Source organism: Paenibacillus sp. FSL R7-0312 (assembly GCF_038004445.1).
GTDB lineage: Bacteria > Bacillota > Bacilli > Paenibacillales > Paenibacillaceae > Paenibacillus_AQ.
Genome location: NZ_JBBORE010000001.1, coordinates 3,851,411 through 3,876,437, shown reverse-complemented (window position 1 = coordinate 3,876,437; position 25,027 = coordinate 3,851,411). Strand labels below are relative to the sequence as shown.

The window sequence follows — 25,027 nt, the reverse complement described above, 5'->3', positions numbered from 1 at the left end:
CACTGCATTATTATCCGATAAAGACTAATGTATAATCAAAATCACTACTGGGGGAATTATTATGTCTTACACCATGGAAGTAAATGTAGCAAAAAATCAGGTGATTGTTAGAGCCTATGGCCTCACCGAAGGTGATGTGCCTGCATACATAGCCGATTTCGAGAGTGCTCTGAAGAAACTGAAACCGGGATTCACCGGCGTAACCGATGTAACGGGTTCCCCTACTGTACTGTCTCCGGAAGTAGCAGCTTTGCTTGCTCCGACGGGCGACCTGGCGATTGCCTCAGGTGTTGGCGGCTGGGTCTACGTTGCAGATTCCCCGGTATGGAAAATGCAGATGAAGCGATTGTTCGGCAAATTCGCTGTCCACTACCCGACCTATGAAGAAGCAGATGCTTACCTGAACGGCTTGTCTAACCAGACGATTAACTAAAAAAACATACAAAAGGTGATTCCTAACCGGTTGAGTTGGGGATCACCTTTTTTAATTTTAACAATTATTCAGGAAAGCTAATGTAGATTGAGGCATCATCGTTTGTTTTATTCCATTGAACCGCTGCCCCTAATGCTTCAGAGACAAATCTCAGATTAACGTAAAATATATTGTTGTTCGGTTCTAAGGTCGGAACCTGAGTTAAAGCAACCTTTTCTCCATTAATAACTCCATCATGAGAATTATGCGTTAATTTAATGACCGTACCCTCTTTCGTTGCAGTTACTGTTTTCGTAACATTATCCCATTCAATGCTCATTCCATATTTCTCAAAGATCGGCCGCATAGACTACATAATATATATTCAATCTAATATTTTCCATTTATATTATTTTATTTTATAACATTACTTTAAAAACACTCCTTCAAGGGATTTGCATACCCATGAAGGAGTGTTTTGTACATATTCTCAGCAGAAACTGATTGACTCATCAGTTCCCCGTTAAATCTTCACGTATCCTAATCCTAACCCTTTCAAGACACCTTGTGCTCAATGCGCAGCTTGTCGGCTACCATGGCAATAAATTCTGAGTTAGTTGGCTTGGATTTGGAGATATTAATGGTATAGCCGAACAGGTGGGAGATGCTGTCGATGTTGCCGCCTAGAGCCGCAAGGGTTACAAGGTTTCACACAGGAGTTATAGGAACTCTTCTAAAACGAAAATTCAGCTGAAAACCATTTATTTATTGGGTTCCTGTTGAATTATTTACGGGCATTAATGCCTACGACCAAAATAACCCATTTGGACAAGAATGTCAATTATACCTTTGTCGCTACATAGTCGATGTTGCTGGTCAAACAGTATGGGGGGAGGGGGATATTCAACCCTATTCCCAATGTCCACACCTAAATTAACTGACGCTGGCTCAGATATATATTATTCTAATTTTCACTAAAAGTGCTTATTCCATCTTGTGTGTTAAAGTTGTTAGGCTTATATAACTAAATATCTTACTCAATAACTTTTTTCTCTTTCCTCAGCAACCTTCGGGTATTGGGTTTTATAACTTTCAGAGTACGTAGTTTCACTTCTCAAATCCTTATAAGACTCCCTTGCGATTTCTTCCATGACGGAATTATAAAACGTCTTATCTTCAAAAAGCTTTGAGAATGAAGACATAGATTCCATATAACACTCCTGAGTAATCTTTTTGAAGATTTCAGGGAAGATACTTCGCTCAAATACTTCTGCGTCGTTATTTTTCGCGTACGTCCTAAGTTTCTTGTTATCTTTAACAACTTTATTATAAATTGTTTCTACGATAACCTTGTCCCCCTCTGTAAATACACCATTAAAACGCTCGTTTATCTTATTAATGATGTTTTCTAGAAGCTCATCATCGCCTATGATAACAGATTCAGGAACAAATCTTTTTGGATTAACAAGTGTCTGATCTTCTTTTGAAGGATTAAGAGCAATATCTCCTTTAAAAGTTTCTTCAAGCTTATAAAATTCTAAGCGTAACTTATCCTCTAGATCAACCTTTTTGTCATTTTCCTTTGGTAGCATCTTTGCTAAATATGAAGTAAAGGCAAATTCTCTTTGAAGGCTTTTATCAAACATTCTAACTATCTGTGCGATATAGGAATACCACTTGTTAAAATTCCTAATAGTCATGCGGTATTCATAACGCGCTTCAATATCAAGCTCATTGTATCTGACTACAACTGGCTTTAATAATGCGGTCATTTTGCCAAGGTCTTTATCTGTCTGCTGTCCATTCTTGTAATAAATCTTAATGAACTTTTCTATGTCAGCATCATTATATAGCTTAAATTTACGCAATAAATTCTGTGCCTGATAAATTAGATTGATATTTATTTCTTCATTTAGAAAAGTAGCTTCATAAAAGCGGGAAAAGGATTTTTTCATATCCTCTGTTGAGTTTACAAAATCCAAAATGAATGTATCATCTTTACCACGGCAAGTGCGGTTTAACCTTGAAAGTGTTTGAACAGCTTTAACTCCATCCAGTTTTTTGTCAACAAACATTGTATGCAATAAAGGCTCGTCAAACCCTGTCTGATACTTTTCTGCAACAATTAGACAGTTAAAGTCGTGATGAAATTCTTCTGGCAACTGCTTTTCTTTAATGGTTGAGCCGTCTATTCGCTTATTCATCCCTACTTCTGTATAGGCTACGATGTCACCATAATCATTCAGATCATTTATCACACCTGAAAAAGCAATTAGAATATCAATATCATTATACTTATACTTCTCGATATAACGCTTAAACTCGTGATAATAACGTACAGCATGAAGGCGAGATGCTGTTACCACCATAGCCTTTGCATTGCCACCAATTTTATTTTTTGTTATTTCTCTAAACTGCTCAATCATAACCGCTGTCTTTTGTTGCAAATTATGTGGGTGCAACTCCTGATAACGACTAACTGCCTTAACCGCCTTTGTGGTCGGCACCTCTGGGTTATCAGGTGTATTCTTAGCAATTTTAAAACAGGTTTTGTATGTCATATAGTTTTTAAGCACATCAAGGATAAATTCTTCATCTATAGCTTGTTGCATACTGTAATTATGAAAAGCACGAAAGGACCCATCCTGTTGCTTTTCCCCAAACATTTCCAGGGTCTTCTCCTTTGGTGTTGCAGTAAATGCAAAAAACGATAAATTCTTGTGTCGTCCATGAGTGATAAGCTCTTTTATAAGATTATCCTCTGCATCTTCCACATCGGACTCAGCTGTATTTTCAATTTCAGCATATTCTTTCAGTGCTTCTACCACATCTGCTAATGCTGCTTTTAATTTTTTAGCACTATTACCAGTTTGAGAAGAATGAGCTTCATCAACTATGATAGCAAATTTTCTGCCTTTGTTATCATCAATTTCTTCATAGATAACAGGAAACTTTTGTAATGTAGTGATAATAATTTTCTTGCCATCATTAACAGCATCACGCAAGTCTTTTGAAGTTTTTTTATCGTCAATAGTTTCAACTATACCTTCTATATGGTCAAAACCCGAGATAGTATTTTGAAGTTGATTATCAAGCACACGGCGATCCGTTACCACGATAACCGAAGTAAACGCACTGTTATTAAACTCATCATGTAGGGTTGCCAAGCGATATGCAAGCCACGCAATAGAATTGCTCTTACCAGACCCTGCGGAGTGTTGAATTAAATAATTTTTTCCGCTACCATTTACTTTAACATCTGATAAGAGCTTTGTAACTACATCAAGCTGATGATAACGAGGGAAGATTATTTTTTTGCTACCCTTTATTTTACGCCTGCCATTTACTTTTTCAGTTGATTCTGAAATATCTAAGTGTATGTATCTTTGTATAATGTCAAGTAAGGTGTCTTTTTGCAAAACCTTTTCCCATAAATATGAGGTAATATATCCCTCGCCATCGCCTTCAGGGTTACCTGCACCCCCAACTTCGCCTGCACCATTTGAACCTTGATTAAAAGGTAAAAAGAAAGTGTTTTTTCCCTTAAGTTCTGTTGTCATTGCCACTTCATAAAGATCAACTGCAAAATATACAAGTAACCTATTATTGAACCCGAAAATAAATTCTTTTGGATTTCGATCATACATAAACTGACTTTTGGCATTATCAACCGACTGCCCTTTTAGTTGATTTTTAAGCTCTAATGCAACAACAGGGATTCCATTCAAAGATAAGACCATATCAATTGAATTTTCATTTTGTGCAGAATACTTAAACTGGCGCGTACAAGTAAGAATATTACCTTTATACTGCATTATAACATCAGGATTAAGGCTTGTTTCTGGTCTAAAGAAGGCAAGTTTAAACTTGATACCACGGTCAATGATACCATGTCGTAATGCATAGATTAGACCTTCACTATCAACATTTGTTTGTAAGCATCGATAAAGTCGAGCCTTTGCATCTGCTCCGTCGCGCTTAACTTGTCGATCCCATTCTTTTGACTGTGTAGCAGAAAGGAAGGCAACAAACTTGTCCATATCGATAGCCTTTTCACGGTTATAAGTATGGAGATCACCTTTGGTGTAACCACCCATATGAGAAAGCAAAAAACTTTCTATATCGTGTTCAAAGCGTTTTTCATTATCTTGCATCACTACACCTCCTTCTTGCCTGTTACACATTCAAATATAAGAGATTTTTTATAGGCTTCAAGTTCTGATATTATCTGTTGCTTTTGGGATATTAGGTTATCAATCTCAATACATTTTTGGTCTAAGTAGTAGGCTATGGCTTGTTGTTCTTTTAATGGCACCATAGGAAGCATAAAGTTTATAAACTTGTCAGTTTGCAATCTCCATCTTCCTAAATTAGATACACCTTGCCCTAATCCGTAAAATATTCTGTTCTTGTAGCAAATTTGAAATAAGTAAGTATAAAATTCCTTACAATGATGTTCTGCTTTATTCAACTTAAAAACTCTATAATCAGGGCTTGTGACTCCCATATATTTTGAACAATCAACCCAGCCTGTAAGTAAATCCATATGATTCATAACAAAATCATCAATGTCAACGAGTTGGTATTTACTGTAGTCAGATGATATTTGACCTTCGTTGTTAGAAATATCCTTTATCTTTAGTCCAGATTGAGTTACAGACAGAATTTCATGACCTAATTCATTAGCAATATCCTTTTTTATAGAAAAAATATATTTTAACTTTGTTGTTTCCCAATGCTCTGGAAACTCCCCAATCCACTCAACATTGCTAGATTTCATATTTACATTTCGGTATAAGCCTTTGGTAACCGCTTCGGTGATAATCGATTGTTTATACTCTTTATATTCTTTGATAGATGCTTTTGTATTTTCTATAACAATGTCGATCTCAGCACACTTCTTTTCAAGATAATCGACAATGCGATGTTGTTCCATGAGGGGAGGAAGTACAATCTTATATTTTTTTAATTCATTATAGCTTAATATGCTTCTTAATCCTCTTCCCATATTATGAAACGCTTTACAATTATCATAACTTTTAAGAAGATAGTAAGAGTAACTACTAGCTATTAAGTCTTTTGGAATCATAGCAATATAAGTGGATGTTATTATCCCTTTTTCATTTACTAATCCGACTCTTTGTGTTACAAAATCAAATGAAAGATTCAAACCATTTATCATTATTGTTCCTGGCATGACAACATTATAATTTTGATATGTTTCTTGAAATTCGTCGATATTCCCTACTTCCTTCTTTTTGACAATCGAACCATATCTAAAAGACATCGCATTACTTTCAGAATTACTTTTATTTGGGTTTTTCACTTCATCAAAGACTCGTTGTATTGGAATTACCCCCCAATACTTTGGTATCTCTCCAATAAACTCTATCCCGCTATCTTTCATCTCTCGTCCCATTTTGTTTCACCACCTTCTGAAAACAGTCTTTCAAGGGAAGCGGAAATGCCTTCCTCAAGTCCGCTTATTCTCTTTGCTATATGTTCACTTTTTTCAGGGGAAACATATTTGTAAAAATACCTTGTGAATGGAACTTCATAACCAACGGTAGTTTTATTTCTATCTATCCACGCATTTGGATTAAAAGGCTTTACTTCTCTATTAAAATAGACATCAATATCCTCTGTTAGTGGAACATTTTCTGTATCTCTTTTAGAAGGGTCTGGCACTATTTTCCCAGCCTTCATAACTGGCTTGCCGTTTTCATCAAGCAAAGGGCTTTCAATGGTTATCTTATTAAACCCAAAGTCAATATTTCCAATTATTTTAGATTCACAGATTTTATTCCCCATTGTATAGGTCCTATTTTGATAGTCACCATAAGCCTGCACGATAATATCTCTACAGGCGTCAGTTATATCATTTCTCTTATTACCAATAGATTTTCTTCGTTGCTCGTACATGTTAGAAGCATCAATCAGCTGGACTTTTCCTTCTCTATGTGAAGGCTTATTTTTTGTGACTATCCAAACATAGGTTGTAATTCCTGTATTGTAAAAAGCATCCGTAGATAGCTGAATAATAGCATCAAGCCAGTCATTTTCAATTAAATATCTTCTAATTTCGCTTTCACCAGAACCAGTAGCACCAGAAAATAATGGTGAGCCATTTTGGATGATCGCCATTTTGCCTGTGTCCTTTAGCTTGCTTACACCATTTAGCATAAACAGCATTTGACCATCTTTTATTTTTGGTAGTCCTGCTCCGAATCTTCCTTTATCTCCAAGCTTGTATTCTGCCTTAACTGCGGTTTCTTCACGTTTCCAGTCTATACCAAAAGGTGGGTTTGAAATACAGTAGTCAAAGGTATAACCAGAAAATTTATCATCAGAGAGAGTGTCGCCAAACTTCATATTGTCAGAACTTCCGCCCTTGATTATCATATCAGCCTTTGCAATAGCATATGTTTCCGGGTTAAACTCCTGTCCAAAACAACGAATTTCAGCATCCGCATCTAATGCACGAAGGCGTTCTTCCATACAGCCAAGCATCTGTGAAGTACCCATTGTTTGGTCATACACAGTTTTAACAACACCATTTTCAAGCAAAACATCTTTTTCACCACATATTAAAAGATCGGTCATTAAATAGATGATATCACGACTTGTAAAATGTGCTCCTGCTTCCTCGTTATAAGACTCTGAAAAGGTTTTTATCAAATCTTCAAAAATATAACCCATATCAACGGCTGTGATAGAGTCTGCACCAAGGTAACTTGATTTTTTGTTAAACTCTTGAATTATATAAAATAGGATATTATTATTTGCAAGTTTGGTAATCTCCTTGTCAAATTCAAAGTGCGCAAGAACATCTTGAACATTGTCTGAAAAACCATTTAAGTATGCACGAAAATTATCTTCAATATGAGAAGAGTCTGACAAGAGGGACTCAAACGTAAAAGAACTAGTATTATAAAAACTGAGCCCTGAAGCAACTTCCAAAAACCCGTCCCTAACTTCAAAGTTTTTAACCTTTTCATAGGTTTCAAGCACTTTTTCTCTAGTTGGTAAAAGTGTATCGTGAAAACGCTTGATAACCGTCATAGGGAGAATAACCTTACCATATTCATGTGGTTTATATAGTCCCACTAAGTGGTTAGCATTGTTCCATATCATATTTGATTTCTCTGAGATGTTTACTGCTGTTTGCTTACTTGAATAAATATCTTGCATATTAATTAACCCTCTTTCATTTACTGTTCTGTATCTTTTTTCGGTTATTATTCAAGGACATCAATAAAAGTTAAGAACAATCCTAGATCACATAGTGTTTTAAGACTAGAATAATACCTATATGCTATCCGCTATAGTCCATAGTTCTTTTATGATTGTAACCAGATATTCTTTTACCTCTGTTAGGTAACTTTTATCCTTATGTGATAATCCTTTTAGATTTATTCCACAATACTACTGAAAATCCCTTTATTCGACAAACTGTTTCCATTTAGCCTCCTCTCTACACGAAGTGGTATTATAGATAGCGATTTTTTAGGGAGAGGCGGACATGATAAGCTGGTTAGCATCGTGAAGTCCTTGTGCTTCGCGGCTTTCGCGAGTACCCATGCTTGCAGAAGCTCCATGTCAAATCGCTCTATTACTCAATCAAACGTATCCTTAACCACGCAGTATAGCGAAGAGCCCCATTTTAACGACATTCCAATGATAACTCCTAGTAGATGAGGTATAAATAATAGAGAATTAGTCTTTCTACTATTTTCATTTCACCTAACTTTGAAATATTCTTTGCCATATCCGCTTCAAATGTACTAACTCTTGCTCAGTCACAGAAAAGAATAAATCCACTCAAACCTAAAAAAGGTTGATGGATTTCTTATGCTTATCTCACGTGATATTATAACAAGAGAAACTAGAGGATCAAATTATAAAGTTTCCCTCATTGAACCTATATCACTTCGTCTCCTTCTGGGTCAGCAAATATTTCTTTATGATTAACCATGCCAGGAATACTCCTTGCTCGTAGCGCCAAAAAATGTTCTCGTAAAGCTTCTTGGTCCTCGGCTGCCGGAAAAGTATTTCGAATAACGACTTCGATATTTCCTCTAACAATCATTTCTACTTTGGTGCCATCTTTTAAGTTCAATTGTTCTGCTACGTTCTGTGGGATGCGGACAGCCAAGCTGTTTCCCCATTTGCATATCGTTATGGTAGTCATATCGAAACCCACCCTTTCCTTTATGTGCATTTGTTAACTTCTACAAGCTTGATTGAGACACGTTTGAATATTACATAAGTAATTTTACATGTAAGTAATATCCCCTCTGTATAAGGCGCACACAGGATTATTAATGTAAGAAACAAGTTATGATGTGGTACCTCGATTATACAACTAGCGGTGTATTAAATTAAGTTTCAACTTTTGAAAAAAAGGGGACATACACCATTAAAATAATCAATTTAGTCAAACTAAAAGTACCTGATATAAGTGATAGACTGGAACAAACAGATCAGCTAAGCGACTCTATAAAGTCCTACATTGAATATGAATGAAACTCTTAGAAAAAAACACCCACCGTTAAATAGGTTGACCGCCTACGGTGGGCTTCGCTTGAATTAGGTTTTGTAATTCTTGTGCGCCGTGGCAATCCACAGTCTTTCTTGATCTAGAGGGTCTTTGTCGTTACAGCGACAAGGACTTTTCTTTAGTATATAGATGTGTTTTGTTTATTAATATAATATCATTAGAGAAATTATGAGACAACAATATGAAATTCTTAAATCCGCAGCATTATGGCTTCTCCCATATACCCCTTAAATACTCAACTTTTGCAGTAAGAAATCAACATGTAAGCCTTGATAACATTGGGCAGAGCTTAATTCATCATATGTGTGATATTACTACATTGAACATTACTTTAACTTTTGCTTCCTCTATTATATCTTGGTTAAGCAAAGCATGTTTTTTTGCGATTTCAGGATATTCATCGGTAATATAGGCACTCAACGCCTTATTCACAGTTTTAGAGGTTTCTCCCCAAACATTTTCATTAATTTCATTAAGTGCTGCAAGCACACTATTCTCAATGTAGTATGTTTTTTGGCTGTGATCATCCGTGTAATGCTTTCTCTTACGTCTCTTTTGATTCATTTTGGTTCCCCTTTGCGGTTTCATAGTTAGGAATTTATAATAACATAAATAAATTTATATTACCAATTATGGAATATATTATAATTATATTATAACTTGTTTCTCAGTTCACTTAACTTATCAAAGGGAAGACAATTTGAAAAATCAAATTTCAAAAGTAATAGCCCTTAGATTATTTCCTAAAGGCAGATACATACTATAGAAGATCACTCCACTGATACACTAAATCTCCATAGAAGGTAGCTTTTAGATACTCTCAGCTTTCAGTTTATAACCAAGATAGTCTTCATACTCACTTTTCATAGACCCTTATTATTAATAATTTTAAGTATACTCTCACATATATTCACAATATCTGGATAAACGATAATCTGAACGGTAATTCATTAGTTTAACGAATTAATATACTAAACAATCAGTATATTAGAAATCCTTTGCAACAAAATGTTCCGAACGATATATCTAATGATACTAATACCTGTGAATACGAAGACTTGCTGTGATCAAGGGTAATCCTTAACGATTAGTTATTAAGTGTGCAAAAGGCTCTTTATTTGACTTATTCTTAGTTGGTAGGTCAGACGCTTTCAAGTGAGCAAATGGTTCACTTAGCCTAGCAATCGGTTTGGGCTTTGGTTCATTGGTCGATATAGATTTTCTTTTCAGTGATTCAGATACCAATGAATCAATTTCTTTATGACTCATTATTTGCACAGAGAAATCACGATTCACGCCATAGGCAACCTTATATGTTTTTATTGACATTTTTGTCCTCCTTTAATTAGTTATTATTTTTATATCGCCGGATTAGAAATGCCTTTCAACCCGGCTCTTTGCTGATGATTCTTAAATCTTCAAATGTCAGCAATGATTATTTGTGTTAACTTTACTGGTCGTTATCAATAAATAAATTTAAAACATTAATATTGCCGATTAGAGTCGGCTCTTGCCTTGTTAAGCATTTGTTATACATGTATAAGGCAAGATATTATTCAAGATCTTTATTGCATGATACTCGTATATAACCGATTTGCACGGCTCGATCCTTAGCTGTATAGGGTTTTCTATAGGCAGGAGTGATGATTAATAATATTCATATCGCTGACTACGGAAGATATTAACTTGTACAGAACTCCCTCCCGGTTGCAGTAAGTATCTATTATCAAGGGAGGGAGCATACCTTTAAGTGGATAGCTCATTGTACAGTTATATCATTAAATCCCCCTATGGGTGATTCAGCTTCTACGCTATGACTGTATAGTGAAAATTATTGTAGAAATTGTCAAAGCTAGATGCTGGAGATAAGATTTTTATAGAAAATTATATATTGTGGTTAATAAGATAAAGAATAGAAAATCATTGAAAACTGCTACATGCCTTGATACCATTGAGTTTTTCAGCATATCTATAGTATTATATCCTCCCGATGAATAGCTGTTTATAGTATTATATCCTCCCGATTGCTTGATCGGATCTATGCAAACCTAATTCCTTTAACTGTTTTTCTCGTTCGAATGTTCTTGCTAATTCTCGGAACATTCCTTTCACGCTTTCTGTTTCTGTCGTTAATACTCCTGACTTTTCTTTTGACATAATATCAGGGTTAACTCTATAGTTGACTGCACCACCAATACCCTTAATTTGGATGATGAATCCTCTATAAATCAATTTTCTCATGTGAGTGTAAGCTGTCTTTTCATCAACTCTGATTAATTTTGCTAATTCCTGGTGTGAAAGATGATGTATGACCTCTGGATCATTTTCGTCGGGGTTGGAGCAAAGGTAATAGTTCTGATAATGAAACCAAGGAAGGATTCTATATAGTATACCTGCTTCGTGTAATGTAACTTCCTTTAACCCTTTGCGTGATTCTACTTGATACAACTTCGTGAACATTCTTCCATCAATTACTTCTCCCATAGTATGGTACTCCTTGCTAATACTATAAGTGGGCTTTTTGTTCGAGCCGCCCCTAATAATAATGCCAACACTAATAAGACGTTTCATTATTTTTTTTGTTTGTGGAATACTTCTTCCAATTACAGTTGCTATCTGCTCCATTTTCATTGTTTCTCCATCTCTAGAAAGCAAGCCATCCCTTTTAAAAAACATATACGGCAGGAGCATGATCACTGCACCTAATTCATGCAATTCTAACTTGGTTGCTATTTCTTTCACAGATTCATTATAGCAAATTACAAAGTTCTTACCTTTTGCATTAATCTTATATGCTTCAAGCTCAAGCTTTCTTTTATAGCCTTCCTTTTGTGCTATACTTATTACTTCGTATTTGTCTGCTTTCGCAATGAGAAATTGTTCCCCATCCATTTCTATGATTCCGGTATTCATATATTTCCCGCTTCCTCTAATATATTATTTCTTATCAAATTTCTATTTCATAACCCATTCTGTAACCGCCGCAATATCATATCTGACCATGTTATAGGATAACTGTATGGAAGGTATTCCTTTATTTCCCCAGCGGCAGAGCGTTCGTTTTGAGGTGCTAAACCGCTGGCATATATCCTTTGCATTAACTAACTTCCCCATGCATTTCTCTCCTTTCAATTGTCATAATTACAATCTTCCATAATCGTGCAAAATAACGCCTTGTTATGACTGATTAATATATATTTACAAATTCGCTTTCATTTTTCTTCACCTAAAAAATCCCCCAGAAGCGGGGGATAGCAAAAGTTCATTTTCTTACGGTATATCAGAATAATCTTCAAAAAGTATGTCATTTAAGAAATTTAATTTGATTATAAATATCAACAATGTCCTTATTCTTTTGCATATCTTCTTCAACCATCACTGTAAGTATGGCGTTTATTGGTAAGCTTTCCATAGCAGACATGAATTTGAGGTAAAAATAAGTGTAATCGTCTAGCGATAACGTCAAAATCTTTTTCTTGCCTGTATCATCAATTCTTAAATTCTCTACAATGTGCTCTTCATTTTTTGGATTCTCATTATTCATTTTTTTAGCTCCTCTAGTTTTTTTTAATATTTTGAAGCAGAATTTTGATTTCCTTCGATTTTTCAAGTCCTACGTTTAAAGCAGAAAGTAAAATATTAATCGCGTCCACTCTCAACATTACTGTTCTTTTATTATCTTCACTTATGGCAACACCATACTGATTTTTCAAAGGCATATTCCAATCTATTACTTGTTTTAGTGTTTTCTCTGGCACATTAAAAATAGTAGATAATGAAGTCAAATCAACAAAATAATGCCTAGAAGCGTTAATATGAAATGCCCTTTTAGCCAAATAAAACAACAGCCCCTCCACATTATACGTTTGCTTAATTTCGTATTGAGTTATCATCTTAAATCTTCCTTTCTTAATAATGGGTTTTCAGAAATACATTACGGCATGGTGAACCAGCCACACCGTAATAAACAAAATCTTCTGAGGAGAAGGAGGAACTTCCCTTATCTCTAATACTTCCTATTGGTGCATAAATAATGCGCTAATTAAATACAGACATACACAAATGATGATAGACATGGTAAAAGAAGCAATGAGAAGCTCACATATACTTTTTCTTATTGAAGAACTTCATAACACATGCTATACAGAGCCTGTATGAGCCCCATACAAACCAAAAAAGCCATCCCAGCAGTAGGAATGGCTCTAAAAATATAATGCTCATTACAATCCTTATATAGGCTGTATTAAGGTGATTAACAGACTCTGTTCAAATTATCTATTTTGTTCTATTCAGCGATAACTCAAAGCTCCATATTTGCTAGGGGACTATGCTTCTGATACTTCTTGCCGATTTCTTCATCCGTGAAATCAAGATATGCCTTTTGTGTAACCTCAACAGAAGAATGACCTAAAATTCTACACAAGCTGAACCAGTCGCCATTATTGAGAATATAGTACTTAGCAAAGTTGTTTCTTAGTTGGTGCGGATGAATAGAAATACCTACTTTTTCTCCTGCTTCCTTAAGTGCCCGTTCATAATTTCTGAGTTCTAATTGTGTTCCTCTGGTGGTGGGAAACAAAAAAGGACTATCCGAATAACGATCTTTATATCGCATCCAACTCTTAATCTCATTGGCAGATTTAAAAGAAAAATAAACATATCGTTCCTGACCATTCTTGGGATTCTTGATAAGAATACTTTTATGCTTAAAGTCAAAGGATTTCGGTTGCAGATGCAAACACTCACTTATTCTCATTCCTGTATCGAGCAAAAGCCTTGTGATCACATAATTTCGATATCCATGAAAAGCAGATTTATCAAATTGACCAAGTACCTTTTTTAATTCCTCTGGCGCAAGAGTCTTCTTTATTTTCCTCTCTACCTTTGGGTTTTCAATGTTTTCTACCGGATTCTTCGGCACTTCTCGCTCCACTTTATACAAGTAATTAAAGAACACTTTTATATTCCGCACATAATTGGCTATCGTTGTGGTAGAGACATCTTTTTTATAGTCAGTTCGCTGTTCTGGATGATTGTTGTTTTTGGAACTCGGGTCAGTGACAACTGAATACTTCCCCCGCTCCCTTAAATACTTAATGTATTGTCGAATATGACCTGATTGAACCTTTTTGACATCTTCAATCTGAAACTGGTCTTGGAGAAACTTCCCGAACAATTTTAATGATTGCTCATAGCTTGCTAAGGTTTTACGGGACAGATTCTTAGAGGAACAATAAAGCATGAAATTGTCCAATTGAAAATCGAAATTCGTCATAAAAAATACCACTCCTCTAATGGTTTTTGGGAACCAATAAATAAGTGGTATTAGTTGAGTTTTCATTTAGAAGTTAGTTGGTATGAAAACAGCTTTTTCGGATATTAGTAGCCATAATTGTTCTGGCTGGATGCTGTTTCCAATCCCCTGTAACCCCTGTTCCTTTAATCATCCTTACCCCTTCAAGACACCTTATGCTCAATGCGCAGCTTGTCGGCTACCATGGCAATAAATTCTGAGTTAGTTGGCTTGGATTTGGAGATATTAATGGTATAGCCGAACAGGAGGGAGATGCTGTCGATGTTGCCACGGGTCCAGGCGACTTCGATCGCATGGCGGATGGCGCGCTCCACACGTGAAGGCGTTGTCTTGAATTTCTCGGCAATGGCAGGGTAGAGTGTCTTGGTGATAGCACCCAGAATCTCGATATTGTTGTAGACCATGGTAATAGCTTCACGCAGGTACTGATAACCTTTAATATGCGCAGGTACGCCGATTTCATGAATGATCGATGTAATATTGGCATCCAGATTCTTTCCTTTGGACAAAGGTACCACATTACTGGAAGATCTGGAACTCGAATAGCCGGACATGCTGGCAGAAGTACTCATGCTGCCTTGGGCACCCACAAGCTGACGCACACGGTTCGCCAGAACCTCCATATCGAAAGGCTTCAAAATATAATAAGATGCTCCGAGCTGAACCGCTCTTTGGGTGATGTTCTCCTGGCCGAAAGCGGTCAGCATGATGATCTTCGGCTGGGGGTTCAGATCCATATCGCGCAGGCGTTCCAGAACGCCGAGGCCGTCCAGATGCGGCATAATGATATCAAGAATAAGGACATCGGGAATTTTGCGTGCTCCGCTCAGCATTTGAAGCACTTCTTCACCATTATAGGCAATGCCTGTCACGGTCATATCTTCCTGTTCGGTAATGTATTCGGCAAGCAAGTTAGTGAACTCCCTGTTATCATCGGCCAACAACACTTCAATATTCTGCATTGGCTACTTCCTCCTTATTATCTTCTCTCCCTTAAGTTTTCGACATGAAGATTGAATATCCTTCTGTCGAAAATTATTTTTCTTTATTTTTTTTCAGCGTTGATTTATAATTAAATATTTTGTTTCACGATTCGATGTTTCTCGTTGGCCTTCGACAAAAAATCTTAAGGCTAAACCGCCTTAAGATTGTAGGGAAGCAAATTCTCTTGTTGCACCACACCGGAGTCACGAAGCATCCATTCGATGAAGCAGCCGTAACCCGACTTGGGATCATTGACGAATACATGGGTCACTGCACCGATCAGCCGGCCATTCTGGACAATCGGGCTGCCGCTCATCCCCTGAACAATCCCGCCGGTCTTATCAATCAGACGGGAATCGGTGATGCGCAGCACCATTCCTTTGGTCGCCGGAGTCTGCTGGCGTGCCACATGAATGATCTCCACATTGAAACGTTCCACCTGCTGACCATCGACTACTGTAAGAATCTGTGCCGGGCCTTCCTTCACTTCTGCGCTCATTGCAACGGGTATCGGTTCCTGGTACAGGCTGTGCTCTGGATTACGGGTCATTTTGCCGAAGATTCCGAAATCCGTATTGCTCTCCACATTACCAAGAACCTGGCTTTCCTTCAGAAAATGAGCCCGTTTCTCCCCAGGATCGCCATCCTGGCTTTTGGAAATGGAGGTGACACTGGACTGGACGATATGGCCGCTGCCGACAACGATCGGTGTACCGGTGTTCATGTCGGTAATGACATGCCCCAGAGCACCGTATACGCCTTGTTTCGGAGCATAGAAAGTCAGGGTACCCACACCTGCTGCGGAATCGCGGATGTAGAGCCCCAGTCTCCATACCTTGTCATTGCGGTCATACGCGGGTTTTAGCTGAGCTTTGTGCTCTTTGCCGCTGCGTTTGTACACAATACTTAAGGAATCATTGCTTTTACCGGCACGTTCCACAAGCTTTGCTACCTTGGATACCTCATCCAGCTTGACTCCATTAATGGAGATCATCAGATCACCAGGCATCAGTCCGCTGTTCTCGCCGGGTGAAATCTTGGACTGCTCCGATACTTCAATCAGATGATGGCCCACGACCAGAACCCCTGCTGACTTCACTTTCACACCAATCGTCTGACCTCCCGGGATGACTCTAAGCTCATTGTCATTCCCCTGAACCGCTTTATGCGGCTGATGTTCCAGCGGTGCTGCAAAGCTCTGTTGAGGTCCCGTTATGCCTGTTAAGCTGAGAAAGAAGGCAAATAAAAGACCGGGCATTAACTTCCTGAGGTTCGGCTTCAATGGCTGTCACGCTCCCTTTTGCTTCTTTCGCTTGACGAAAAAGGTGGTCGCCAATTGCGTACCTATAAGATAACCTTGCCCCCAGGCTTTTATTACTGTCAATCATTGTCCCGCTTACCCAGCAGCAGCTTTGCTGGCCTCGGCCAAACCGAGCATTTCCTGTGCGTGATGCAATGTTTTTTCGGTAATTTCCACACCACCCAGCATACGGGCCAGCTCAAGGACCCGGCCCTCTGCCGAGAGGGAGTCCACTTCGGTCATCGTGCGTCCGTCTTCGACTTTTTTGACAATCAGATATTGATGATCCGCCATACAGGCCACCTGCGGCAAGTGAGTAATGGAGAACACCTGACAGGTGGAGGACAGCTTGTATAATTTATCCGCAATGGATTGAGCCGCGCGCCCGCTGACACCGGTATCCACTTCATCGAAGATCAGGACAGGAATGGCATCATGCCGGGCAAAAATGCTCTTCATCGCCAGCATGATCCGCGACAGCTCACCGCCGGAAGCGATTTTGCCCAGCGGCCGCAGGGGCTCGCCCGGGTTCGGGGAGATCATGAACTCCGCGCTGTCGATCCCCTGCCGGGTCAGACGGTAACGGCGGTCCTGATACTCAATACCACGCGGGTCTTCAAGTGTATCCATTTTGACCTGAAGCGAAGTCCGCTCCATCTGCAGATCCTTCAGCTCACCTTCCACTTGCGAAGCGAGATCCGTAGCACACTGGCGGCGTGCCGCGCTAAGTGCTCCGGCAGCTTTCATTAAAGTGCCGAGCAGGCCATCGCGTTTGGCCGTCAATTTCTCAATGTATTCGTCCTTATTCTCCAGAAGATCGGTCTCCCGGTGAATCTGCTCATAATAATCCAGAATCTGCTCAACACTATCCCCGTATTTGCGCCGCAGCCCTGTGATCAGATCCAGACGGTTCTCAATTTCCTCCAGCCGCGCCGGGTTGAATTCGATCTCTTCACGGTAGTCACGTAATTGAAAGGCCGCATCCTCCAGCTGATAATACGACGACTGCAGCTGCTCGAATACAGCTCTCAGGCCCTTCTCGTCATAACGGATCGCATCCTCCAGCTTGGAGATGACACTCCCGATGGATTCAAGCCCTTGCCTGTCATACAGCAGCTCGTATGCGCCGGATACTGAATCCATCATTTTCTCACTGTGGGATAGTTTGACCCTTTCTTCGTTAAGTAATTCATCTTCTCCCGGTTTTAGTCCAGCAGCAGAAATTTCCTCTAGCTGAAAACGGTACAAATCAAGCATTTGATACGCTTTTTGACTGGATTCCTGAAGTTCCCGGAGTTCTTTTTCCACTTTGGCGAAGGCCGTATATTTCTCCTGGTAGTCAGATTTAAGCGGGCCAATCACAGCTTCGCCGTAAGTATCCAGCAGCCCCAGATGACGTTCTGCCTTCAGCAGGTTCTGATGCTCATGCTGCCCGTGGATGTTAACCAGCTGTTCACCGATTTCCCGCAGCATGCTGAGATTGACCATCTGGCCGTTCACCCGCGAAGTGCTTTTGCCTTGAGCGGTAATCTCCCGGCGGATCACCAGATGCTCTTCGCGTTCTGCTCCAATGCCAAGACGTTCCAGCGTATCCCAGACCGGGTGGGTTCCAGGCAAGCTGAAAAGCGCTTCCATTTCTGCCTTTTCACACCCATACCGGATAGAGTCCGCAGAACCGCGGCCCCCGGCAATGAGTGCTAGCGCATCGATAATAATCGATTTCCCTGCCCCCGTCTCCCCTGTAAGAACATGAAAGCCGGGATAAAAATGCACATCCACCGCCTCAACGACGGCCAGATTGCGGATTGATAACGTGTCTAACACGAATACAGCACCTCCGAAAAGATGATCGATTATTTAAGTCTAAACGTGTGATAGAGTTATGAGATGTAGCCCATAATTTGTGCAATAACGCCTTTGCTGTCCTCCGGCTGGCGGCAGATAATCAGAATGGTGTCATCGCCCGAGATGGTGCCCATAATTTGCGGCCAGTCAATATTATCAATCAGTGCAGCCACAGAATTGGCTGTTCCCGGAAGACATTTCATGACCACAAGGTTGGCGGAGAAATCGATCTGCACAAAATTATCCACCAGCACCCGCTTAAGCTTCTGGGTCGGATTATAGCGCTGGTCAGTCGGCAGGGAGTATTTGTAGCGCCCGTCATCCATCGGTACCTTAATCAGCAGCAGTTCCTTTATATCCCGTGATACTGTAGCCTGGGTAACCTGAAATCCGGATTCACGCAGAGCCTCAACCAGGTCATCCTGGGTCTCGATCTCCCTCTGCGTAATAATTTCTCTTATTTTGATGTGCCTGTGTCCCTTCATTGTTGCCTCCCGTATTTATAAGTTGATCTCAATTGGATTCACCATCGTCTTTGCCTAACTTAATTACATGAATTGCTGAATTCACCGTATCCACGTACAGCACACCGCTGCAATCCGGATAGATCAGCAGATAAGGAAGCAAGGTGTCGCGAAGTCCGCTGCCGGTGAACTCAAGCCCTTTGCGCGGCCGGGACAGAATAACCAGATAGAAATGCTCCTCATCTTTGCTGGCCACATAATCAATGAACAGCCTGCTGTACATCGGTGCCCCGTTCACTTGAAAGGACAAAGGAATCTTCAGCTTGCCGCCAATGACCTCGTAACCGGCATCCTCTAATAGTCCGATGGAAGGATGAGGCTGAATAATGGTATTGATCGGCACCCGGTCCTTCATGAACGATCTTGGGGAGCCTTGGAGCCAGATGTAGATCCGGTAAATGATAAAGATTGCCGCCGCCAGTCCAATGAGTGCCACAACGGCCTTGTCAGAGCTCGCCACTCCCATCACCTCGGTGAATCTATTCGCGTGAGGGCAGGCGAAATCCTGCTTGTAGGGAACAACTGGTTTATTGCAAGCAGAACCGGCAGATCATTTCATTCGTTATTATTGCAGCAAAAGAAACTCATCGTTTAGATGAGTTTCCATTGTTCGTAGCGCTAAAGGTTGCATTCGCTTCCTTGATGACGGATTCGGCAAGCGCGGCGAAAGGATTCGGCTGTACTTCAGCCGGGAAAAGCTGCTGTTCGTGCTGTTCATCCGGAGAGTTGTCCACAGTTTCAGGCAGTAGCTTCCAGTGGGCCAGAAATTCAATATTACCTTCCCCTCCGGTAATTGGAGAGAAGGTCAGCCCTTCCAGCTTATAGCCCAGCTCGGCCGCCATAGACAGCACATTAACTAGCACCTCTTTGTGAACGGCGGATTCGCGGACTACACCGGATTTCCCAACCTTTTCACGTCCGGCCTCGAACTGCGGCTTGATCAGCGCAGCGATATCGGACGGTCGGTTCAGGAGCGCCATCAACGGCGGCAGAATAATCTTCAGCGAGATAAAGGACACATCAATACTGGCAAAGTCAGGTACCGGCCCCTTCAGGTCTGGCGGGGTCATGTAGCGGAAGTTGGTCTGCTCCATTACAGTTACCCGCTCGTCGTTGCGCAGGCTCCAGTCCAGCTGGTTATGGCCGACATCAATAGCATACACATGTGCTGCCCCGTTCTGGAGCGCACAATCGGTGAAGCCTCCTGTAGAAGAGCCGATATCCAGCATATTCCTTCCGTTCAGGTCAATGCCGAACTGCCGCAGCGCCTTCTCCAGCTTCAGGCCGCCCCGGCTGACGTAGGGATGCACAGCTCCTTTGACTCTTAAGACAGAGCTGCGCAGCACCTTCATTCCCGGCTTCTCAATCCGTTCTTCATTCGCCAGCACAAGACCCGCCATGATTGCTGCCTTGGCCTTCTCACGGCTGTCGTAGAAGCCTTGCTCTACTAACAGTACATCTATACGTTCCTTAGGGTGTTCCATGTTCATCTCCTGGTCACTTGGGTCCGGCTTCCACCCTGTACTCAGGAATTGGAAGTCGACTTGTAGGTATAAGTGCTCAATGCCTGCATCGCCTTGATCCGCGCACATAAGGCTTCAACGGTGAGGCCGGTTTCCTGGCGCTGCTCCTTGATGGAGCCATGCTCAACGAAGATGTCCGGCACGCCCATCAAGTGGACACGTGCATCATAAATCTCATGTTCCGCATAGAATTCGAGCACAGCGCTGCCAAGGCTGCCTGCCTGGCTGGCTTCTTCAAGCACAACCATGCTGGTTCCGGCATGAGCCAGTTCAAGCAGCATGGTATTATCAAGCGGCTTCAGGAACCTGGCGTTCACTACGCTAACCTGAATGCCTTCACGCTTCAGCAGCTCAGCTGCCTCCTCGGCTAACTGAACCATAGGGCCGCAGGCCAGCACTGCGTAGTCATCTCCCGGACGCAGACGCTCCCAGGAGCCGATAGACAGACAATGCAGTTCGGCATCTACAGCCGCCCCGGTGCCCTCAATCCGCGGATAACGGTAAGCGATTGGTCCGTCATTGTATTCCAATGCCGTCTTCATCATATGGCGCAGCTCATTCTCATCCTTAGGCATCATAAGCACTATATTCGGGATGTGCCGCATGAACGCTATATCATATACCCCTTGATGGGTCTCCCCGTCCGCACCGACAAAACCGGCGCGGTCGATCGCAAACATTACATTGGCGTTATGTCTGCAGATATCATGGACAATCTGGTCATAGGCACGCTGCATAAAAGTGGAGTAGACGGCATAGACCGGTTTCATCCCCTCCATGGCCAGAGCGGCGCACAGTGTGGCCGCATGCTGCTCAGCAATACCGACATCGATCATCCGGTCCGGGAATTCCTTGGCGAACGGGAACAGGCCCGAGCCGCCCGGCATTGCCGGTGTGACCGCAATCAGTCTTGAATCCTGCCGGCCTAGCTCAATCAGCGTCTCCCCGAATACTTCAGTATACATGGGGTGGCTGACAGCCTTCACAGCCTTAAGGGACTGGCCGGATTCAATTTTGTAGGGTGAGATCGCATGTGATTTATAGAAGTCCGTTTCGGCCGGTTTGTAGCCTTTGCCCTTCGTCGTCAGCACATGTACCAACACAGGACCAGACACATTATCTGCCTGATGGAAGGTGTCGATCATTTTCTCCAGATCATGACCATCCACGGGTCCCAGATACGTGAATCCAAGCTCTTCGAACAGAACACCGGGAACGAGCATGTTCTTCAGACCGTCCTTCACATTCTGCGCCGTCTTGGCCAGCCGCCCGCCAATCGCCGGGATCTTCTTGAGCAGACCTTCCACTTCATCCTTCGCACGCAGATAATGGCGGTCCGAGCGGATTTTGCTCAAATAATTATGCATGGCTCCTACATTCGGTGCGATAGACATCTCATTGTCATTGAGGATCACCATCAGCTTGCGGCGTTCATGTCCAATATGGTTCAGCGCCTCAAAGGCCATTCCCCCGGTTAGCGCACCGTCGCCAATCACAGCGATGACCCTATTGTCCTCGCCCTTCAAATCCCGGGCCATAGCCATTCCCATTGCGGCAGACAAAGAGGTACTGCTGTGTCCGGCTTCCCAGACATCATGCTCGCTCTCCGAACGCTTCACAAAGCCGCATAAGCCGCCCTGCTTGCGCAGTGTATCAAACCGGTCCTGGCGGCCAGTCAGTATCTTGTGTACATACGCCTGATGACCGACGTCATATATCATCTTGTCCCGGGGACTGTCATAGCAGTAATGCAGGGCCAGCGTGAGCTCCACTACCCCCAGGTTGGATCCGAGATGCCCTCCGGTTACTGTAAGTTTGTCTATTAAAAACCGGCGGATTTCTTCCGCAAGGGCTGCCAGCTCCTCGACTGACAAAGATTTAAGTTGCTGAGGATCATTTATTTGTGGAAGCAGCACGAGTATTCCCCGCTTTCCTAGATGTTGTAAAATATATAAACCCCATTATAACACAAACGAAACGGCTGTCGAAACACAGCCGTTTCCGAAATGTACCTAATGATCGCGTGACATCAAATAATCCGCAATTTCAAGCAGCCGGGTATGATCCTGAAATCCGCCCTCAAGGACCGCGCTGTGTGCTTCAGCGGTCAGCCGCTTCACCTCTTCACGCGAGGCTTCCAGGCCGATGAAGTAGGGATAGGTCACCTTTTGCTGCTTGATATCACTGCCGGTTTTTTTGCCCAGCTTGCTCTCATCGCCGACCAGATCAAGGATATCATCCTGAATCTGAAAAGCCAGACCAATCTGCGTTCCGAACTGGCGAAGCGCTTCCAGCTGACGCTCATCCGCACCGGCGATTCTGCCTCCTGCCAGCAGCGAGAAGATCATCAGATCGCCTGTCTTATGAAGATGGATATATTGAAGCTGATGCAGATCGGTTAAGCCCTGCTCGCCTTCCATATCGGCAACCTGCCCGCCGACCATTCCGCGCGGACCGGCCATTTCGGCCAGATCCTCAACGATGGACAGCACATTCTCTGCCGGAACGCCAAATTTACGCGAAGCTTGTACCACGCTATAGAATGCATGCGTCAGCAGTGCATCCCCGGCCAGAATCGCCGCAGCTTCCCCGAAGACCTTGTGGTTCGTGAGCTTCCCGCGCCGGTAGTCGTCATTATCCATGACTGGCAGATCATCATGAATCAATGAATAGGTATGCACCATTTCAATCGCTGCCGCTACGGGCAGCGCAGCCTCACGGCTGCCGCCAAGCGCTTCACAGGCGGCGATGACCAGCAGCGGGCGCAGGCGTTTGCCTCCGGCCTGCAGCGAATAGTCCATCGCCTCCCTGAGCACCTGAGGCACAGTCCACTGCGCAGGCAGGGTTGCCGTCAGTGCATCGGCAACCCAGTGTCCCACCTCTGCAATATACTGCTCAAGCGGTGCGCGCCCGTGTGCTTCCGCTTCACTGCTGCCCGGTTCCAGCTCAGAACGACTCATCGCCATCGCCTTCCAGCCGGGCTCCGAATGGCTTCTTGCGCAGCTCGCCATCCTCTACCGTAATCATCTCGATCTTGCGCTCTACCTGCTCCAGCTTACTGCCGCAGAGCTGCGACAGCTTCATTCCCTGCTGGAATAAATCAATCGCCTTCTCCAGGGGAACGTCGCCATGCTCAAGCTCGCGTACGATTCCCTCCAGGCGCTCCATGGCTCCCTCAAAATCCAGTTCCGCTTCCTTTGCCATTCGTTTCAACATCCTCCTTCATTCCCCATACCTGGCAGTTTAGCTGTCCGTCATTAAGCTTTATGTTCACCTTATCGCCTACTTCAACTTCCTTCAGCGATTTGATTAAATGCTCTTCCTTCTCATCGTACACGAGGCTGTAGCCCCGTGACATCACCTTGAGCGGGCTGAGCGCATCCAGATGGCGCAGCTCAGCCACATAGCGCGCGCGCTTATCCTGGAAGCGCGCCTGCATCGCCCCCGTCAGCTCACGGGTAAGGCTATCCGTGCGCCGGCGGGCAGCGCTGATGCTGCCTTGCGGATGGAAGCGCTGCAGGCTCTGATGCAGCAGCGCACTGCGCCCCTGAGCGCGGCTGTGCCTTGCCTCGGCTGCGCGGACCAGGGCCGCGCGCAGCATGTCCAGCCGCTGCGCGTGCTGTGCCAGCTGCCGGCGCGGGCCGGCCAGCGCCAGCGAGCGCTGCAGCGCCGCGAGGCGCTCGCCGCTGCGCTGGGAGCGGCGCAGCAGCCCTTGGCGCAGCCGCTGCTGGGCGGTGCGCAGCTGCCCGGCGAGCTCGGCTGCGCTCGGCACGGCAAGCTCCGCTGCCGCCGTAGGGGTTGCCGCACGGAGATCGGCGGCGAAGTCGGCGATCGTGAAGTCGGTCTCGTGGCCGACAGCCGAGATGACCGGAATCCTGGAGGCCGCAATCGCGCGGGCGACGGCCTCTTCATTGAAGGCCCAGAGCTCCTCCAGGGAGCCGCCGCCGCGCCCTACGATCAGCACATCGGCCTCGCCCATGGCGTTCAGGTTCTCGATGGCCTTCACAACGGAAGGGCCGGCGCCTTTACCCTGTACAAGTACAGGATAGAGCACTACCGCCACCTGCGGATAACGGCGCTGCAGGGTGATGATAATATCCCGCACCGCCGCTCCTGTCGGCGAGGTAACTACACCGATCACGCGCGGGAACCGCGGCAGCGGACGCTTGCGCGCCGCTGCGAACAGCCCCTCCTGCTCCAGCTTACTCTTCAGCTGTTCGTAAGCCAGATACAGGCTGCCGATTCCGTCCGGCTGCATGTGGGTGGCGTAGAATTGATACTGCCCGTCCCGTTCATAGACCGTCACGTTGCCTCTGGCAATGACCTTGGTGCCTTCCTTCGGTACAAAAGGCAGCCGCGAATTATGTGAAGCAAACATGATCGCCTTGATCCGGCTGCTCTCATCCTTCAGCGTGAAATACATATGCCCGCTTCCGTGGTGGGTGAAATTCGATATTTCACCGCGGATCCATACATCGGAGAGCACTACATCCGAATCCAGCTTCATGCGGATATACTTGTTAAGTTCCTTTATGGAGTAGACTTGCCGCTCTGCCGCCATAAGC

General features: G+C 43.1%; 22 protein-coding genes and 1 pseudogene. 1 reads left to right on the top strand and 22 read right to left on the bottom strand.

The annotated features are described in order from the left end of the window. Window positions 1-61 precede the first annotated feature (61 nt). Window positions 62-433 carry a hypothetical protein gene (locus MKX70_RS16825; RefSeq protein ID WP_042237833.1) on the top strand — a complete coding sequence of 124 codons (372 nt, stop codon included), beginning with the start codon at window positions 62-64 and terminating at the stop codon, window positions 431-433. A gap of 64 nt (window positions 434-497) precedes the next feature. Here the strand turns inward: MKX70_RS16825 and MKX70_RS16820 are convergent, their stop codons facing one another. The 22 genes and pseudogenes from MKX70_RS16820 to xseA all read right to left on the bottom strand — a co-directional run bounded on the left by MKX70_RS16820 (window position 498) and on the right by xseA (window position 25,023). After that, window positions 498-779, bottom strand: a complete 282-nt coding sequence (locus MKX70_RS16820; RefSeq protein ID WP_340840385.1) for a copper amine oxidase N-terminal domain-containing protein — start codon at window positions 777-779, stop codon at window positions 498-500. A 188-nt stretch (window positions 780-967) separates the two neighbouring features. Beyond that, window positions 968-1,099, bottom strand: a pseudogene (locus MKX70_RS16815) (sporulation initiation factor Spo0A C-terminal domain-containing protein); the annotation flags it as partial. A 350-nt stretch (window positions 1,100-1,449) separates the two neighbouring features. Continuing rightward, window positions 1,450-4,566 (bottom strand): type I restriction endonuclease subunit R, encoded by a 3,117-nt coding sequence (locus MKX70_RS16810; protein WP_340840384.1) that lies wholly within the window; start codon window positions 4,564-4,566, stop codon window positions 1,450-1,452. Window positions 4,567-4,568: 2 nt separating this feature from the next. Further along, entirely contained in the window at window positions 4,569-5,831 is a 1,263-nt protein-coding gene (locus MKX70_RS16805) for a restriction endonuclease subunit S (RefSeq protein ID WP_340840383.1), read from the bottom strand. Further along, complete coding sequence (locus tag MKX70_RS16800) at window positions 5,816-7,603, bottom strand: type I restriction-modification system subunit M (protein WP_340840382.1); 1,788 nt, start codon at window positions 7,601-7,603, stop codon at window positions 5,816-5,818. The genes MKX70_RS16805 and MKX70_RS16800 overlap by 16 nt, the downstream gene beginning before the upstream one ends. Window positions 7,604-8,333: 730 nt before the next feature. After that, entirely contained in the window at window positions 8,334-8,603 is a 270-nt protein-coding gene (locus MKX70_RS16795; RefSeq protein ID WP_340840381.1) for an AbrB/MazE/SpoVT family DNA-binding domain-containing protein, read from the bottom strand. A gap of 666 nt (window positions 8,604-9,269) precedes the next feature. Further along, window positions 9,270-9,536 carry a hypothetical protein gene (locus MKX70_RS16790; RefSeq protein ID WP_340840380.1) on the bottom strand — a complete coding sequence of 89 codons (267 nt, stop codon included), beginning with the start codon at window positions 9,534-9,536 and terminating at the stop codon, window positions 9,270-9,272. A 516-nt stretch (window positions 9,537-10,052) separates the two neighbouring features. Further along, complete coding sequence (locus MKX70_RS16785; RefSeq protein ID WP_340840379.1) at window positions 10,053-10,301, bottom strand: hypothetical protein; 249 nt, start codon at window positions 10,299-10,301, stop codon at window positions 10,053-10,055. Window positions 10,302-10,982: 681 nt separating this feature from the next. Further along, a complete protein-coding gene (locus tag MKX70_RS16780) occupies window positions 10,983-11,885 on the bottom strand; it encodes a hypothetical protein (protein WP_340840378.1) in 903 nt (300 codons plus the stop codon). A gap of 391 nt (window positions 11,886-12,276) precedes the next feature. Beyond that, complete coding sequence (locus tag MKX70_RS16775; RefSeq protein ID WP_340840377.1) at window positions 12,277-12,516, bottom strand: hypothetical protein; 240 nt, start codon at window positions 12,514-12,516, stop codon at window positions 12,277-12,279. A gap of 13 nt (window positions 12,517-12,529) precedes the next feature. Then, window positions 12,530-12,865, bottom strand: a complete 336-nt coding sequence (locus MKX70_RS16770) for a hypothetical protein (RefSeq protein WP_340840376.1) — start codon at window positions 12,863-12,865, stop codon at window positions 12,530-12,532. Between the two features lie 407 nt (window positions 12,866-13,272). Next, window positions 13,273-14,247: a tyrosine-type recombinase/integrase gene (locus MKX70_RS16765; RefSeq protein WP_340840375.1), complete on the bottom strand. Its 975-nt coding sequence runs from the start codon at window positions 14,245-14,247 to the stop codon at window positions 13,273-13,275. Between the two features lie 182 nt (window positions 14,248-14,429). Then, entirely contained in the window at window positions 14,430-15,248 is an 819-nt protein-coding gene (gene spo0A / locus MKX70_RS16760; protein ID WP_042237835.1) for a sporulation transcription factor Spo0A, read from the bottom strand. A gap of 170 nt (window positions 15,249-15,418) precedes the next feature. Next, complete coding sequence (gene spoIVB / locus MKX70_RS16755; RefSeq protein WP_042237836.1) at window positions 15,419-16,552, bottom strand: SpoIVB peptidase; 1,134 nt, start codon at window positions 16,550-16,552, stop codon at window positions 15,419-15,421. A gap of 114 nt (window positions 16,553-16,666) precedes the next feature. After that, window positions 16,667-18,394 (bottom strand): DNA repair protein RecN, encoded by a 1,728-nt coding sequence (recN, locus tag MKX70_RS16750; RefSeq protein ID WP_340840374.1) that lies wholly within the window; start codon window positions 18,392-18,394, stop codon window positions 16,667-16,669. Between the two features lie 56 nt (window positions 18,395-18,450). Continuing rightward, a complete protein-coding gene (gene ahrC / locus MKX70_RS16745) occupies window positions 18,451-18,900 on the bottom strand; it encodes a transcriptional regulator AhrC/ArgR (RefSeq protein WP_039300423.1) in 450 nt (149 codons plus the stop codon). 28 nt (window positions 18,901-18,928) lie between these two features. Next, a complete protein-coding gene (locus tag MKX70_RS16740) occupies window positions 18,929-19,399 on the bottom strand; it encodes a hypothetical protein (RefSeq protein ID WP_052416600.1) in 471 nt (156 codons plus the stop codon). A gap of 124 nt (window positions 19,400-19,523) precedes the next feature. Continuing rightward, entirely contained in the window at window positions 19,524-20,423 is a 900-nt protein-coding gene (locus MKX70_RS16735) for a TlyA family RNA methyltransferase (RefSeq protein WP_340840373.1), read from the bottom strand. A gap of 41 nt (window positions 20,424-20,464) precedes the next feature. Beyond that, window positions 20,465-22,378 carry a 1-deoxy-D-xylulose-5-phosphate synthase gene (gene dxs, locus MKX70_RS16730; protein WP_340840372.1) on the bottom strand — a complete coding sequence of 638 codons (1,914 nt, stop codon included), beginning with the start codon at window positions 22,376-22,378 and terminating at the stop codon, window positions 20,465-20,467. 96 nt (window positions 22,379-22,474) lie between these two features. Continuing rightward, entirely contained in the window at window positions 22,475-23,422 is a 948-nt protein-coding gene (locus MKX70_RS16725; RefSeq protein ID WP_340840371.1) for a polyprenyl synthetase family protein, read from the bottom strand. Further along, the gene (gene xseB, locus MKX70_RS16720; protein ID WP_039300434.1) at window positions 23,409-23,666 is read right to left on the bottom strand and encodes an exodeoxyribonuclease VII small subunit; all 258 of its coding nucleotides are present in this window, start codon (window positions 23,664-23,666) and stop codon (window positions 23,409-23,411) included. Before xseB ends, MKX70_RS16725 begins: the two co-directional genes overlap by 14 nt. Next, entirely contained in the window at window positions 23,638-25,023 is a 1,386-nt protein-coding gene (gene xseA / locus MKX70_RS16715; RefSeq protein WP_340840370.1) for an exodeoxyribonuclease VII large subunit, read from the bottom strand. The genes xseB and xseA overlap by 29 nt, the downstream gene beginning before the upstream one ends. Between the last annotated feature and the right edge of the window lie 4 nt (window positions 25,024-25,027).

Coding starts and splice junctions, on each gene's coding strand:
- MKX70_RS16725 (WP_340840371.1), bottom strand. CDS start 23,422: ATGAGTCGTTCTGAGCTGGAACCGGGCAGCAGTGAAGCGGAAGCACAC.
- MKX70_RS16820 (WP_340840385.1), bottom strand. CDS start 779: ATGCGGCCGATCTTTGAGAAATATGGAATGAGCATTGAATGGGATAAT.
- MKX70_RS16765 (WP_340840375.1), bottom strand. CDS start 14,247: ATGACGAATTTCGATTTTCAATTGGACAATTTCATGCTTTATTGTTCC.
- MKX70_RS16800 (WP_340840382.1), bottom strand. CDS start 7,603: ATGCAAGATATTTATTCAAGTAAGCAAACAGCAGTAAACATCTCAGAG.
- MKX70_RS16805 (WP_340840383.1), bottom strand. CDS start 5,831: ATGGGACGAGAGATGAAAGATAGCGGGATAGAGTTTATTGGAGAGATA.
- MKX70_RS16770 (WP_340840376.1), bottom strand. CDS start 12,865: ATGATAACTCAATACGAAATTAAGCAAACGTATAATGTGGAGGGGCTG.
- MKX70_RS16775 (WP_340840377.1), bottom strand. CDS start 12,516: ATGAATAATGAGAATCCAAAAAATGAAGAGCACATTGTAGAGAATTTA.
- MKX70_RS16735 (WP_340840373.1), bottom strand. CDS start 20,423: ATGGAACACCCTAAGGAACGTATAGATGTACTGTTAGTAGAGCAAGGC.
- spo0A (WP_042237835.1), bottom strand. CDS start 15,248: ATGCAGAATATTGAAGTGTTGTTGGCCGATGATAACAGGGAGTTCACT.
- MKX70_RS16825 (WP_042237833.1), top strand. CDS start 62: ATGTCTTACACCATGGAAGTAAATGTAGCAAAAAATCAGGTGATTGTT.
- MKX70_RS16785 (WP_340840379.1), bottom strand. CDS start 10,301: ATGTCAATAAAAACATATAAGGTTGCCTATGGCGTGAATCGTGATTTC.
- MKX70_RS16790 (WP_340840380.1), bottom strand. CDS start 9,536: ATGAATCAAAAGAGACGTAAGAGAAAGCATTACACGGATGATCACAGC.
- xseA (WP_340840370.1), bottom strand. CDS start 25,023: ATGGCGGCAGAGCGGCAAGTCTACTCCATAAAGGAACTTAACAAGTAT.
- ahrC (WP_039300423.1), bottom strand. CDS start 18,900: ATGAAGGGACACAGGCACATCAAAATAAGAGAAATTATTACGCAGAGG.
- MKX70_RS16795 (WP_340840381.1), bottom strand. CDS start 8,603: ATGACTACCATAACGATATGCAAATGGGGAAACAGCTTGGCTGTCCGC.
- MKX70_RS16780 (WP_340840378.1), bottom strand. CDS start 11,885: ATGAATACCGGAATCATAGAAATGGATGGGGAACAATTTCTCATTGCG.
- xseB (WP_039300434.1), bottom strand. CDS start 23,666: ATGGCAAAGGAAGCGGAACTGGATTTTGAGGGAGCCATGGAGCGCCTG.
- MKX70_RS16810 (WP_340840384.1), bottom strand. CDS start 4,566: ATGCAAGATAATGAAAAACGCTTTGAACACGATATAGAAAGTTTTTTG.